Source organism: Bacteroides luti (genome assembly GCF_900128905.1).
Taxonomy (GTDB): Bacteria; Bacteroidota; Bacteroidia; order Bacteroidales; family Bacteroidaceae; genus Bacteroides; species Bacteroides luti.
Map to the genome: position 1 here is coordinate 153,290 of NZ_FQTV01000001.1, position 14,956 is coordinate 168,245.

9 protein-coding genes and 3 tRNA genes are annotated in these 14,956 nt (G+C 35.0%); 7 read left to right on the top strand and 5 right to left on the bottom strand.

Annotated elements, in window-relative coordinates; translation table 11 throughout:
• Positions 1-295: 295 nt before the first annotated feature.
• From BUC21_RS00670 to BUC21_RS00695, 6 genes are all read left to right on the top strand, one after another.
• Positions 296-2,833, top strand: a complete 2,538-nt coding sequence (locus tag BUC21_RS00670) for an ATP-dependent Clp protease ATP-binding subunit (RefSeq protein WP_073398601.1) — start codon at positions 296-298, stop codon at positions 2,831-2,833.
• Between the two features lie 116 nt (positions 2,834-2,949).
• Entirely contained in the window at positions 2,950-4,995 is a 2,046-nt protein-coding gene (gene htpG, locus BUC21_RS00675) for a molecular chaperone HtpG (RefSeq protein ID WP_073398602.1), read from the top strand.
• 167 nt (positions 4,996-5,162) lie between these two features.
• Positions 5,163-7,463 (top strand): patatin-like phospholipase family protein, encoded by a 2,301-nt coding sequence (locus BUC21_RS00680; protein ID WP_073398603.1) that lies wholly within the window; start codon positions 5,163-5,165, stop codon positions 7,461-7,463.
• Between the two features lie 73 nt (positions 7,464-7,536).
• Positions 7,537-7,610, top strand: a tRNA-Arg gene (locus tag BUC21_RS00685).
• A 29-nt stretch (positions 7,611-7,639) separates the two neighbouring features.
• Positions 7,640-7,713: transfer RNA gene (locus tag BUC21_RS00690), tRNA-Arg, on the top strand.
• 28 nt (positions 7,714-7,741) lie between these two features.
• A tRNA-Arg gene (locus BUC21_RS00695) sits at positions 7,742-7,815 on the top strand.
• A gap of 226 nt (positions 7,816-8,041) precedes the next feature.
• Here the strand turns inward: BUC21_RS00695 and dapA are convergent.
• Together dapA and ligA are read right to left on the bottom strand one after the other, a co-directional pair.
• Entirely contained in the window at positions 8,042-8,935 is an 894-nt protein-coding gene (gene dapA / locus BUC21_RS00700; protein WP_073398604.1) for a 4-hydroxy-tetrahydrodipicolinate synthase, read from the bottom strand.
• A 102-nt stretch (positions 8,936-9,037) separates the two neighbouring features.
• A complete protein-coding gene (gene ligA / locus BUC21_RS00705; RefSeq protein WP_073398808.1) occupies positions 9,038-11,032 on the bottom strand; it encodes an NAD-dependent DNA ligase LigA in 1,995 nt (664 codons plus the stop codon).
• 97 nt (positions 11,033-11,129) lie between these two features.
• Here ligA and trmD point away from each other — a divergent pair, with 97 nt between their 5' ends.
• Positions 11,130-11,804, top strand: coding sequence for a tRNA (guanosine(37)-N1)-methyltransferase TrmD (gene trmD, locus BUC21_RS00710; protein ID WP_073398605.1), 675 nt, complete (start codon positions 11,130-11,132; stop codon positions 11,802-11,804).
• Between the two features lie 219 nt (positions 11,805-12,023).
• Here the strand turns inward: trmD and BUC21_RS00715 are convergent, their stop codons facing one another.
• The 3 genes from BUC21_RS00715 to BUC21_RS00725 form a co-directional block, all read right to left on the bottom strand.
• The gene (locus BUC21_RS00715; RefSeq protein WP_073398606.1) at positions 12,024-12,935 is read right to left on the bottom strand and encodes a dihydroorotate dehydrogenase; all 912 of its coding nucleotides are present in this window, start codon (positions 12,933-12,935) and stop codon (positions 12,024-12,026) included.
• Positions 12,923-13,702, bottom strand: a complete 780-nt coding sequence (locus BUC21_RS00720; RefSeq protein ID WP_073398607.1) for a dihydroorotate dehydrogenase electron transfer subunit — start codon at positions 13,700-13,702, stop codon at positions 12,923-12,925. Before BUC21_RS00720 ends, BUC21_RS00715 begins: the two co-directional genes overlap by 13 nt.
• Before the next feature lie 78 nt (positions 13,703-13,780).
• Positions 13,781-14,236: a helix-turn-helix domain-containing protein gene (locus tag BUC21_RS00725; RefSeq protein WP_073398608.1), complete on the bottom strand. Its 456-nt coding sequence runs from the start codon at positions 14,234-14,236 to the stop codon at positions 13,781-13,783.
• Positions 14,237-14,956: the final 720 nt, after the last annotated feature.

The window sequence follows — 14,956 nt, forward strand, 5'->3', positions numbered from 1 at the left end:
ATTCTCTTTTTTAAAAGGATTACATAAATTATTAAATTGGTGTACACCTTTATAAAATTATACCTAGACATTATTTTATAAAGGTGTAGGCCTTTTTGGAAAATTGATACCAATTTTTGTTTTACTTGTTGCCAATAAGTTGTTTAAGGTTGCAACTAAAATGATTTTTTTTCGTTATTAAAGATATAATGGCATAACTTTTGTTATTATAATATTAAGAGAACAAAAAGATATGTTTAATTTGTAAATGCGTATCTTTGCATTGTATAATATTAGAATAAGGAGAAATAAATATATGGATAATCAATTCTCACAGAAAGTATCAGAAGTCATTATTTATAGTAAGGAAGAAGCTAACAGACTAAATAGTGGCTTTATTGGTCCCGAACATTTGTTTCTGGGACTGCTTCGTAATGGTGAAGGGAAAGCTATTGATATATTATCAAAATTCAATATAAACTTTTCGGAGATTAAGGCTAAAATTGAAAACAAGCTTCGTGAAATGGCCGAGCCTAAGGGGGTTATGATTGATGATATAGTATTAACTGCTGAAGCTTCTAAGATTTTGAAATTGTGTATTTTAGAAGCCAGACTTCTAAAAAGCCCGGTAGCAGATACAGAGCATATGCTTTTAGCTATTTTGAAGGAAAATAATAATTTAGTAGCCGAAGTTCTTGGTGAAAATAATGTTCAATATAAGAATGTATATGAACAACTTTCACTTCAGCCCGATATTAATTCCGGACTAGGTTTTAGCGAAGATGATGAGGATGAGGAAGATGATATGCAACAAGGCTCGGAAGATAATTCTTCTAAGAAACAGCAAACTCAGGCCCCTCCTCGTAAAACTGCAAACGATACTCCTGTTCTCGATAATTTTGGGACAGATATGACACGTGCTGCCGAGGAAGGAAAGCTGGATCCTATTGTTGGACGTGAAAAGGAAATAGAACGTGTAGCACAGATTCTTAGTCGCAGGAAGAAAAATAATCCTATACTTATAGGCGAACCTGGCGTTGGAAAATCGGCTATTGTAGAAGGTTTGGCGTTAAGAATTACGCAAAAAAAGGTTTCTCGTATATTGTTTGATAAACGAGTTATTTCGCTCGACATGACTTCTGTTGTGGCCGGAACCAAATACCGTGGACAGTTTGAAGAACGTATTCGCTCCATTCTCAACGAGTTACAGAAGAATCCTAATATAATCCTTTTCATCGACGAGATTCATACTATTGTTGGTGCGGGTTCTGCTACAGGATCGATGGATGCGGCAAATATGCTTAAACCTGCTTTGGCTCGCGGCGAGATACAATGTATCGGAGCTACAACAACCGATGAATACAGAAAAAATATCGAGAAAGATGGTGCGTTAGAGCGTCGTTTTCAGAAAGTTATGGTGGAACCTACCACTCCTGCTGAAACCCTTCAGATACTTCAAAACATTAAAGAAAAATATGAAGATCACCATAATGTAACATATACGGACGAAGCTTTGCTGGCTTGCGTAAAACTGACAGAACGCTATGTTACTGATCGAAATTTCCCGGATAAAGCAATCGATGCACTCGATGAAGCGGGTTCTCGTGTACACCTTGCTAATATTAATGTTCCAAAGGAGATTGAAGATCAAGAAAAGCTGATTGATGAGACTAAAAGTAAAAAGAATGAAGCTGTTAAGCTACAGAATTACGAACTAGCAGCTAGTTTTAGAGATAAAGAAAAAGAATATACCAATCAGTTAGAAGATTTAAAGCGCGACTGGGAAGCTAATATTAAGCAAAATAGGCAAACCGTTGATGAAGAGGAAATTGCAGAAGTTGTTTCAATGATTTCAGGCATACCTGTTCAACGAATGGCTCAGGCTGAAGGCATGAAATTAGCGAAGATGAAGGACGATCTTCTTACAAAAGTGGTTGCTCAGGATTCTGCAGTAGATAAACTTGTTAAGGCTATTCGCAGAAGTCGTGTGGGACTTAAAGATCCTAATAAACCAATTGGTACAATTATGTTCTTAGGCCCTACCGGTGTTGGTAAAACATTATTAGCTAAAGAATTAGCAAAATATATGTTTGGTTCTTCAGATGCCCTGATAAGAATTGATATGAGTGAATATATGGAAAAATTCACAGTATCTCGACTTGTTGGAGCTCCTCCGGGATACGTTGGATACGAAGAAGGTGGTCAGCTAACCGAGAAAGTTAGAAGAAAACCTTATTCTATCGTGCTTTTAGATGAAATAGAAAAAGCGCATCCAGATGTATTTAATTTGTTACTGCAAATTATGGACGAAGGCCGACTTACTGACAGTTATGGCAAAACAGTCGATTTTAAAAATACTGTGTTGATTATGACATCAAATATTGGCACACGTCAGTTAAAAGAATTTGGTCATGGTGTTGGGTTTGCTACTCAAAGCCGAATGGATGATAAAGAATTTGCTCGAGATGTAATAAAAAAGGCATTGAATAAATCCTTCGCTCCTGAATTTATTAACCGTATTGATGAGATTATTACTTTCGATCAGCTCTCTTTGGATGCTATTAAGAATATTGTAGATATAGAATTGTCTGGACTTTATAATCGTATAGAAAATATTGGCTATAAGTTAGTTATAACTGATAGTGCAAAAACATTCCTGGCAACAAAAGGCTACGATGTTCAATTTGGAGCTCGTCCTTTGAAGCGTGCAATACAAAACTATCTGGAAGATGGGCTATCCGAAATTATTATCACTTCAGGTATAAAGGAAGGAGATACAATTTCTGTTGATTTCACCGAAGGAAACACTGATTTAAGCATGACAGTAATTAAGTCTGCAGACAATAAAGAATAGTCAAATAATAAAAAATAAGTCAAAATGTCAGATTGTGCTTAATCTGGCATTTTTTTTGTCCTATTGATGAAAAAGAAATAAATTTTTAAATAACAACTTAAAATATATTTGAGATTATGCAAAAAGGAAACATTGGGGTAACTACCGAGAATATTTTCCCCGTCATTAAAAAGTTCTTGTATAGTGATCATGAGATTTTTCTTCGTGAAATCGTTTCTAATGCTGTAGATGCCACACAAAAACTTAAAACCTTTGCTTCTGTTGGAGAATTTAAAGGCGAACTGGGAGATCTTACAGTCAAAGTATCATTAGAAAAAGATACAATTACTATTTCCGACCGTGGTATCGGACTTACAGCCGAAGAAATAGAAAAATATATAAATCAGATAGCTTTTTCTGGTGCTAATGATTTCTTGGAAAAATATAAGAACGATGCAAATGCCATTATCGGACACTTTGGTCTTGGTTTTTATTCTTCTTTTATGGTTTCAAAGAAGGTGGAAATTATCACAAAGTCCTTTAGAGAAGGAGCAAAAGCTGTAAAATGGAGTTGTGACGGAAGCCCAGAGTTTACTTTAGAAGAAATAGAAAAAGAAGATCGCGGAACGGATATCGTTCTTTATATAGACGATGATTGCAAAGAATTCCTCGAAGAAGCTCGTGTATCTTCTCTATTGAAAAAATATTGTAGTTTCTTGCCTATTCCTGTTGCTTTCGGAAAGAAAAAAGAATGGAAAGACAGCAAACAGGTTGAAACAGATGAAGATAATGTTATTAACGACTCAAATCCTTTATGGACAATTAAACCTGCTGAATTAAAAGAAGAGGATTACAAAAAGTTCTATAGAGATCTTTATCCAATGTCTGATGAGCCTCTGTTCTGGATTCATTTGAATGTGGATTATCCGTTTCATTTGACAGGTGTGCTTTATTTCCCAAAAATTAAGAGCAATTTAGATCTTAACAAAAATAAAATTCAGCTGTATTGCAATCAGGTTTATGTAACTGATTCTGTAGAGGGAATTGTACCTGACTTTCTGACATTGCTTCATGGCGTAATCGATTCTCCAGATATTCCGTTGAATGTATCCCGTTCTTACTTACAGAGCGATTCAAATGTAAAAAAGATCTCTTCTCACATTACTAAGAAAGTATCTGATCGTCTGCAATCTATCTTCAAAAATGATCGTAAAGAGTTCGAAGAAAAATGGGATGATTTAAAGCTCTTTATTAATTACGGAATGCTTACTCAGGAAGATTTCTATGACAAAGCTGCCAAATTTGCATTGTTGAAGGATACTGATTCTAAATTTTATACCTTCGAAGAGTATAAAACATTGATTAAAGAAAATCAGACTGACAAAGATGGCAATCTTGTTTATTTGTATGCAAATAATAAAGATGAGCAATTCAGCTATATTGAAGCTGCTATAAACAAAGGATACAATGTATTACTATTGGATGGACAATTAGATACTGCTGTAATTAATATGTTTGAGCAGAAGTTCGAGAAAAGCCGCTTTACTCGTGTAGATAGTGATATAGTTGATCACCTGATTGTTAAAGAAGATAAGAAAGAATCAGCATTAGAAGAAGGCAAGCATGAAATTCTTTCAACCCTATTCAAAAGTCAGCTTCCATCAATGGAAAAGGTAGAATTTAATATCGAATCTCAATCTTTAGGTGAAAACGGCTCTCCTATTATGGTTACTCAAAGCGAATATATGCGTCGTATGAAAGAGATGGCAAATTTGCAACCAGGTATGAGTTTCTACGGTGAAATGCCTAATATGTTTAATTTGGTTGTAAATGTTGATCATAAACTTGTAAAACAGGTTATGGATGAAGAAGATAAAGAATGTTCTTCTGCAATTCAACCTGTTCAGAGTGAAATAGATGCATTAAATGCTCGTCACGCTGAGTTAAAGAAACTGCACGAAGGCAAAAAAGATGAAGAAATTCCTGTAGCAGAAAAAGATGAGTTAGCTGATATTGATAAGAAAACAACCGATTTGAAAGCTAAAAAGGATTCATTATTAAGTGATTATGCAGGAAAAAATAAGATTATTCGCCAATTAATCGACTTAGCTCTTCTTCAGAATAATATGCTAAAGGGTGAAGCCTTGAATAATTTTGTAAAAAGAAGTATCGAATTGATTTAATTTAATATAATCTCTTTAAGGATTATATATTTAAAGAGCATTACAGCCTTTTTTGCTGTAATGCTCTTTTTGCTTATAAAAAGAGCGGTAAGCAAACAAATAATATGCAAACAATTCTTTATATTTGAATTTTTATTACTTGATACAGGATACTTCATTCAATAAATATGAGAAAGATTCTAATAATCTTAATATTAGCAGTTTTAATTGTTCCAAATTCAAACGCGCAGAAAGTTGGATTGGTGCTTAGTGGCGGTGGAGCAAAGGGATTGACGCATATAGGTATTATCCGGGCGCTGGAAGAAAATAATATTCCAATAGATTATATTACGGGTACCTCTATGGGGGCCATAATCGGAGCACTTTATGCCATGGGATATTCTCCTGATGATATGGAACGATTAATCTCTTCGGAAGATTTTAAAAGGTGGTATACGGGGGCTGTTGAAGAGGATTATGTGTATTATTTTAAAAAGAATGCACCGACTCCTGAATTTTTTAATATTAAAATGTCTTTGAAAGACTCTTTGAGTGCTGTGAAACCTCAGTTCTTGCCATCAAGCATGGTGAATCCTATTCAAATGAATCTTGTCTTTGTAGATTTGTTTGCTCGTGCAACAGCTCTTTGTGGAGGAAACTTTGATAATCTTTTTATTCCTTTCCGCTGTGTTGCCTCCGATGTGTATAATAAAAAGCAATTAGTAATGAAAAAAGGAGATTTAGGTGATGCTGTTCGTGCATCAATGAGTTTTCCTTTTGTCTTTAAACCTATTCAAATAGATGGTGTATTAGCTTATGATGGAGGAATTTATAATAATTTTCCTACTGATGTGATGCGTGATGATTTTCATCCGGATATAATAATAGGCAGCGTTGTTGCTTCCAATCCTACTAAGCCCGATGAAAACGATCTTATGAGTCAGATTGATAATATGGTTATGCAGAAGACTGATTATTCTATTCCTGACTCAGTCGGTATTCTTATGAAATTTAAGTATGACAATGTGGGACTGCTGGATTTTGATAGAATTAAGGAAATTCAGGATATTGGCTATAATCGGACAATGAGCATGATGGATTCTATCAAAAGTCGTATTCATAGACGAGTGAATGCGGATAATATTCGTTTGCGTAGATTGGTATTCAAGAGTAATCTTCCGGAGTTGATCTTTAAGAATATTGAAATTCAAGGAGCTAATGCTTTGCAAAAGAGTTATATAAAGAAAGAATTTCATTATTCAGATAATAAAGTTTTTACTTATGAAGATTTAAAGCGAGGATATTTCCGTTTATTGTCGGACAATACTATTTCTGAAATTATTCCTCATGCTATTTTCAATCTGCTTGATGATACCTATAATTTAAATCTGAAGGTGAAAATGGAAGATAACTTTTCTATCCGGATGGGAGGAAATATTTCTTCAACAAATTCCAATCAAGTCTATTTTGGACTTTCGTATAAAGACTTAAACTATTATTCTAAAGAATTTATTTTAGATGGTCAATTGGGTAAGGTTTATAATAACTTTCAATTTACGGCAAAAGTTGATTTTCCAACTCAGATTCCTACTTCGTATAGACTGATAGCCTCTATATCTACTTTCGATTATTACAAGAACGATAAACTGTTTTCGGGCAATGATAATCCAGCTTTTAATAAAAAAGATGAGCGATTTGTGAAAATAAAAGCAGCTGTGCCGTTCTTGTCGAAAAAGAAAGCAGAATTTGGTCTTGGTTTTGCACATATAAACGATCAGTATTTTCAAACAAATATTATTGATTTTGGGTCTTCAAAGCACGATAGAAGCAATTATAAGCTTGTAGGAGGCTCGATTGGATTTGGAGGTAGTACATTGAATGCAAAACAGTTTGCAACAGAAGGAAGTAAGGATTTGCTTCTTGCTCAGGTCTTTTCGGGTAATGAAACATATACTCCTGGAACCACAACTTCTGAAACAACTGATTATAAAAACGATAATTCCTGGATGCAAATATCATATAAAAATGAAACTTATTATAAAATAAATCCAAAATTTACTTTAGGATCGTATATTGAAGCTCTTTATTCATCAAAGAACTTCTCTGAAAACTATACGGCAACGATTTTGGAAGCCGGAGAATTTGCACCTACACCGCACAGTCAGATTTCTTATAATGAAGCTTTCCGTGCTAATCAATATTTGGCTTTGGGAGTAAAACCGATATATAATATCAGTTCTATGTTTCATTTGCGAGGAGAAGTTTATGGCTTTCTACCTATAAAACCTATTGAAAGAAGCTCAATAAATAAAGCTTTATATGGGAAATCGTTTTCAAACTTTCAATATCTTGGAGAAATTTCTTTGGTTTGCCGATTGCCCTTTGGAGCTATTAGTGCGTATGTAAATCATTATAGCTCACCGTCTAAGAACTGGAATGTGGGTGTAAGTTTGGGGTGGTTATTGTTTAATTCCCGATTCATCGAATAATTTTTATAAAAAAAGTGTAGAAATTCCTTGTGTTTTCGGGAAAAAGCGGTATCTTTGCACCCGTTAAACAAATGGCCCCGTGGCTCAACTGAATAGAGCATCTGACTACGGATCAGAAGGTTACAGGTTTGAATCCTGTCGGGGTCACAAAGTTTAAGTTTAATAATATTATTGCTGGCCCCGTGGCTCAACTGAATAGAGCATCTGACTACGGATCAGAAGGTTACAGGTTTGAATCCTGTCGGGGTCACAAGTTTTAAGTTCAATAATATTTCGCTGGCCCCGTGGCTCAACTGAATAGAGCATCTGACTACGGATCAGAAGGTTACAGGTTTGAATCCTGTCGGGGTCACTAAAAAAGAATCTCCTGCAAATAATTAGTTTGCAGGAGATTCTTTTTTTATTCGATGAAATGGACAATAATTTCATTTTTAAAATTATCCCTCACTCCCTCACTTTTGAATTTTAATCTCCTCATAATAAAAGTGATAGATAAATGAAGGTAGAAATCATCCCTCACTTATCTATCACTTTATCCCTCACTTTTATGTAGATCGGTCACTATTTGGACATATCTTTTAGCATTTTATATTTAACTCGTTCAGTACAGCGCGAATTTTTTCAAATGTTGTAATTCGGGTAGGAACAAGAGGCAAGCGAAGTTTATTTTCAATCATACCCATTGCATTTAGCATGGATTTAACTCCTGCAGGATTACCATCCACAAATAATAAATCGAATAGTTCGGTGAATTTATGGTGAATAGAAAGAGCATTTGCATAATCTCCAGCCAAAGCCAAACGAGTCATTCTGCTGAACTCTCGTGGGAAAGCATTACCAATTACTGAAATAACACCTACAGCTCCGAGAGTAATTAATGGGAATGTGATTCCGTCGTCGCCAGAAAGAACGTTGAAATCGGCTGGCTTATTTTTGATAATATCATCCATTTGAGTGATATTTCCGGATGCTTCCTTAACGCCGACAATGTTTTTAAAGTCGCGTGCTAAACGAAGAGTTGTTTCTGCTGTCATGTTAACCCCTGTACGTCCCGGAACATTATATAAAATAATTGGAAGATCGGTTGAATTTGCAATTGCTTTATAATGCTGATAAATACCTTCCTGTGATGGCTTGTTATAGTAAGGCACAACAGACAGAATAGCATCTATACCTGTAAAATCGTCATTTTTAAGAGTTTCGATAACTGCTCTGGTATTATTACCTCCACATCCCAATACAATTGGAATCTGGCCATTAACTCGTTCTACAATTAGTTTCTGGATTTTTATCTTTTCTTCAGAAGACAGGGTTGGTGTCTCGGCAGTAGTTGCCAGAATAACAAGAAAGTCTGTTCCGTTCTGAAGTTGATAGTCAACTAATCTAATGATTGCTTCGTAATCAACGCTTTCGTCTTCTTTGAATGGGGTAATGAATGCTACGCCCATACCTCTTAATTTTGACTGTATCATAAGTGTAATTGTAATCTAAAGGTATTTATGCTGCAAAAGTACTAATATTTTCTATTTTTACTATACGTAGGTGATGAAAATAATTTATTTCGTGTTAAATGGTTACAATATTAGCTTTAAAAACTCCTCTTCGCTTATAATGCGTATTCCTAGTTTGGTGGCTTTTTCCAGTTTGCTAGGCCCAATATTATCGCCGGCAAGAATAAAACTTGTTTTAGATGATATAGAACCAACATTCTTTCCTCCGTTTTGTTCAATCATGCTTTTGTATTCGTCTCGTGAATGATGAACAAATACGCCGCTTATCACAATAGAGAGTCCGTTTAGCTTGTCACTAACCTGTTCGTGCTCCTCCGAACGTGTAAATTGCAATCCAACCTCTTTTAGTCTATTAACTAGAAGGATGTTTTTTTCGTCAGCAAAGTAATTCACGATGCTTTGGCCTATTTTTTCTCCAATTTCATCAACCTGAACAAGTGTTTCTAGCGTGGCTTGCTCTAGTTCTTCTATTGAAGCGAATGCTTTTGCTATTTTTTTTGCAACGGTTGCTCCGACAAAACGGATTCCCAAAGCAAAAATAACTCGTTCGAATGGTACTTCTTTGGATGCTTGCAGACTTGCAATAATATTTTCAGCAGATTTTTCGCCCATTCTTTCCAGACCTTTTATCTGATCAGCGGTAAGATCGTATAAGTCTGCCGGATTGCTTATTAGTCCTTGATTATAGAATAAATCAACAGTTTCGGGTCCTAATCCGTCAATGTTCATGGCCTTGCGACTTATAAAATGCTCTATTTTTCCTTTTATTTGTGGCGGACAAGCATTTTCGTTGGGACAATAGTGGGCAGCTTCACCCTCGTAACGTACTAAATTTGAACCACATTCCGGACAGTTTGAGATAAATTCTACTTTATCGCCAATCATAAAGCGAGATTTAATGTCGACCCCGGTTATTTTAGGAATAATTTCTCCGCCTTTTTCCACGTAAACCATATCGCCAATATGAAGGTCGAGGCCTTCAATAATATCGGCATTATGTAGTGAGGCACGTTTTACAATGGTTCCTGAAAGTTGAACTGGGTCTAAATTTGCAACCGGGGTAACAGCTCCGGTTCGGCCTACTTGATAGGTAACCTGATTAAGGCGGGTTAATGCCTGTTCTGCCTGAAATTTATAAGCAATAGCCCATCGAGGAGATTTTGCTGTGTAACCTAATGTGTTTTGATGGCGTAAAGAGTTTACTTTCAATACAATACCATCGCAAGCAACGGGCAAATTTTTTCGTTCAACATCCCAATAATTTATGAAATCGAACACTTCCTGAAGCGTTTTACATTTCCGTACTGCATCCGAAATCTTAAATCCCCATTTTTGGGCAACCTGAAGGTTCTCAAAATGCCCATCGCAGGGTAACTTATCGCCCAATAAATAATAAAGATATGCATCCAGTTTTCGGGAAGCTACTACTGAAGAATTTTGGAGTTTCAGCGTTCCCGATGCTGCATTTCTAGGGTTGGCGAATAGTGGCTCTTCACGGGCTTCTTTTTCCTGATTAAGTTCTTCGAAAACAGACCATGGCATCAGAATTTCTCCGCGTATTTCGAATTCCTGAGGATAGTCGTTTCCATGAAGCACTAAAGGTATGGTTTTGATAGTTTTAACGTTATCTGTTACATCATCGCCCTTTTCACCGTCACCTCTGGTTACAGCTCTTACAAGTTTTCCGTCAATATAAGTTAGTGAAATGGAGGTTCCGTCATACTTAATCTCGCAACATATTTCAAAATCCTCATTTAAAGATTTCCTAACACGTTCATAAAAGTCGGTAACCTCAGATTCTGAGTAGGTATTTCCTAAAGAAAGCATCGGATATTTGTGTGCAACCTGCGTAAAGTTCTTATTAATATCACTACCCACGCGCATTGTAGGCGAATTTTCATCATAATATTCAGGGTACTGATCTTCCAGTTCCTGAAGCTCCTTCAACATTTTATCAAATTCCAAATCGGATACTTCCGGAGAGTTAGATACATAATAATTGTGGTTATGGCGGTGTAATTCAGCACGTAATTGCTCTATTCTTTCCTTTGCGGTCATAATTTCAGATTGTTTTAGACAAAAATACGTATTTTCTTCATGAATATCTGCCATGAGCAAGCATATTTATTTGTATTTTTGCAAAAAAATTAGAGCTATGCGCATTGATATAATTACAGTTTTACCCGAAATGATTGAAGGTTTCTTCAATTGTTCTATTCTTAAAAGAGCTCAGAATAAAGGACTTGCTGAGATTCATATTCATAATCTTCGTGATTATACAACGGACAAGCATCGCAAAGTAGACGATTACCCATTTGGCGGTTGTGCCGGCATGGTAATGAAAATAGAACCCATTGAACGATGTATAAATTCCTTAAAGGCTGAAAGAGAGTATGATGAGGTGATTTTTACGACTCCTGACGGTGAGCAGTTCAATCAGAAAATGGCAAATTCTCTTTCACTATATAATAATCTGATAATTCTTTGCGGACACTTCAAAGGCATTGATTATAGAATTCGGGAACACCTGATTACAAAGGAAATTAGCATAGGAGATTATGTTTTGACTGGTGGCGAATTGGCAGCGGCTGTAATGGCAGATGCTATCATTCGTATTATTCCGGGAGTTATTTCTGATGAACAATCTGCTCTTTCAGATTCTTTTCAGGACAATCTTCTGGCAGCTCCGGTTTATACAAGACCTGCAGATTATAATGGGTGGAAAGTTCCTGATATTTTACTTTCTGGTCATGAAGCTAAGATTGCAGAATGGGAACTTAATCAATCACTCGAAAGAACAAAACGCCTGAGACCTGATTTGCTTAAGTAGATAGCAAATCAAAATATTTCATTGATCAAACAACAATATATAGTAGACTAAGGTTTTTATTGAGATTTGATTTAGAAATACGAATAGGGTTAAATATAAAAAGGTGTACACTACAATATAATTTGGTGTACACCTTTTTAGTTTTAGACCTACATCATTTGAAGAATGTAAGCTGAATAAAAATCTTAGATTTCGCTTTAAATTTGTTTAATAATCAGATTAAACTTCCAAAGCTCCGATGATATCCTTTACAGAAGAGTATCCGTGTCTGTCTAAGTAATTATTTATACCATCTATAACTTTAACAGTTACAGCAGGATCAATAAAATTAGCTGTTCCAATTTGTACAGCAGTGGCACCGGCAAGCATAAATTCTACAGCATCTTTCCAGTCCATAATACCACCAAGGCCGATTATTGGAATTTTCACAGCTTTGGCTACTTGCCATACCATGCGAAGAGCGATAGGTTTTACTGCGGGTCCGCTCAATCCACCTGTAACAGTTGACAATAGTGGACTACGTTTTTCTGCATCAATTGCCATACCTAATATTGTATTAATTAAAGAAACACTATCGGCACCAGAAGCTTCTGCTGCACGTGCAATTTCTGTAATGTCTGTAACATTTGGCGACAATTTTACAATGAGTGTTTTCTTGTAAACAGAACGAACAGCACTGATCACATCGCAAGCTCCGGCAGCTGATACTCCGAAAGCCATTCCACCTTGCTTTACATTTGGGCAAGATATATTTAGTTCTATAGCAGGAATGTTTACAAGTTCGTTGATGATTTCTGCTGTTTTTACGTAATCTTCAATAGCAGATCCGGAAACATTGACTATAATGTTTGTATCTGTGTCTTTTATCTTGGGATAAATGTGTTCTACGAAGTAATTAACACCCTTATTTTGCAGTCCCACAGCGTTTAACATGCCAGAAGGAGTCTCTGCCATACGAGGGTAAGGGTTCCCTTCACGTCTGTGAAGAGTGGTGCCTTTTACAATTATACCACCTATTCGTGCAATATCTATAAAATCTTCAAACTCTTCTCCGTATCCAAATGTACCCGATGCTGTCATCACCGGATTCTTCATTTTTAGTTCACCAATGTTTACACTTAAATCTGCCATAGCAACTTCTTTATATTTAAAACAGGTCCTTCTGTGCAAACACAGATATGTCCTTCATCTACAGTATTTTCTACGCAGCATAAGCAAGCGCCTACACCACAAGCCATTTTATTCTCAAGAGACACTTCACATTCTATATTATTAGCTTTGGCATATTTAGCTACAGAAACCATCATTGGTTTTGGCCCGCAAGTATAAATCATGTCGAATTGCTTGTCGTTAAGTATAGAGTGTTGAGTTACATAGCCTTTCTCACCAGCACTTCCGTCTTCTGTAGTGGTATATACTTCTCCAAACTTTTTAAAGTCCTCTAACTGAAGCAAATCGCCTTCAGAACGTGCACCTAACAGGAAGGTAGGTTTGCAGTTATTAGCCAATAAAACTTCGCCTAAATAGAGCAATGGTGCTGTTCCAACACCTCCTCCTATAAGAAGAAGTTTATCCGAAGGTTTTTCTGGGATAGTGAAGCCATTGCCTAGAGGTAAAACTACATTTACTACATCTCCAGCAGAAACTTTAGCTAAGGTTTTTGTTCCATCACCAACTATCTGTACAAGAAACCATACCTCATTGTTGACTTTGTCTACATAGTTAATTGAAATAGGTCGGCGAAGAAAAGTAGTAGGTGAACCATCTACTCTTATTTCGGCAAATTGTCCAGGAAGCATTTCTGGCAAAATTTCCTGAGAGGTCATTTTGATCAACACATAGTTAGCGTGCAACTGTATGTTAGCTGTGACCGTTAAATCTAAAATCTTTTTTTTCATGAATAGGATAATTCTCGTTCAAGCGACAAAGATACGCCATTTTGTCCAAATTATCCTTTACCTGTCTTCATTAAATTATTAGAAGGGCATTTTTTCACCTTTAAAGATCTCAAATGTATTATCATCAAAGAAAATTCTTATTTCAGTGATTTTTCTTGGTGGCCTTTCTATATACCTAATCTCTTCTTTTACAGGCTCTTTATATGTATTTTCAGATGTTTTTAATGGCATTTCCTTGCGATATTCTAAATCAACCTGAGGAATGGGCTTGATTTCTTCATTCTCGTCAAATAAAGAGCGTTGTAAATCATCAGATGTTTTCTCTTGGTTTATCATATTTCCATTTCCATAAAGAAGCCAATCCAAATTCACGTATTTAAAACGTTGATGAATTTTCATAACTACATCTAAACTCGGATTATTCCTACCTCGTAAAATATGAGTTAATGTAGATCGCTGAATTTCTATACTTTCAGCAAATGAAGAAGGGGTCATATGCTCTCTTTTCATTATAGCTTCAATTCTATCTTTCATCTTTGAGCCTTTATTAATTATAAATGTGAATATCTAATTGTAAACTTTGGTTCGACAAATGTAAACATAACAATTCACATAAGCAAATTACAAATGTTTATTTTTCAAGTTTACAAAAATACTTTATGTAGATACATTTGTTTATATACAAATGTATGTCCTATAAATTGTATAAAATGTAAACATAAGTAAAACTTAGTGTTTTAGATATAAATTACTTATTATTAATGAGTTATTTAAGGCATAAAAAATGATATTTATACGTAATACAAATGTATATCAATATTTTTTCTATATATTCTATTTTTAGTTTATATAATTTAGTTATTAGACTGATATATTGATATTTAAGACCTATAATTAAGGTTATAAACACAATTTATAATGGTTTTGTCGCTAATAATTTATATCCGTAAAATATTGCTTTACAAATGTTTAGTAAGTACTATTTGTAATATATATCCCTAAATATATAGTTTTGTAAACTAGAAACATTTGTGTAAAACATACAATTTCTTATAATATTTCACTCTTGTAAATTGAATATGTATAGGTATAAATTTCCTCAATACTTAGATTGTAGTAAATAAACAATTGTACCTATTAAATGAGGAATGTTTAATGAATTTCTGATCTTATGGTCATTATGATTGAAATAAAAGATTCTCAGATGATTAATTTTTATATAAATTATTGTAAAACAGTGATTTAATCCTATTA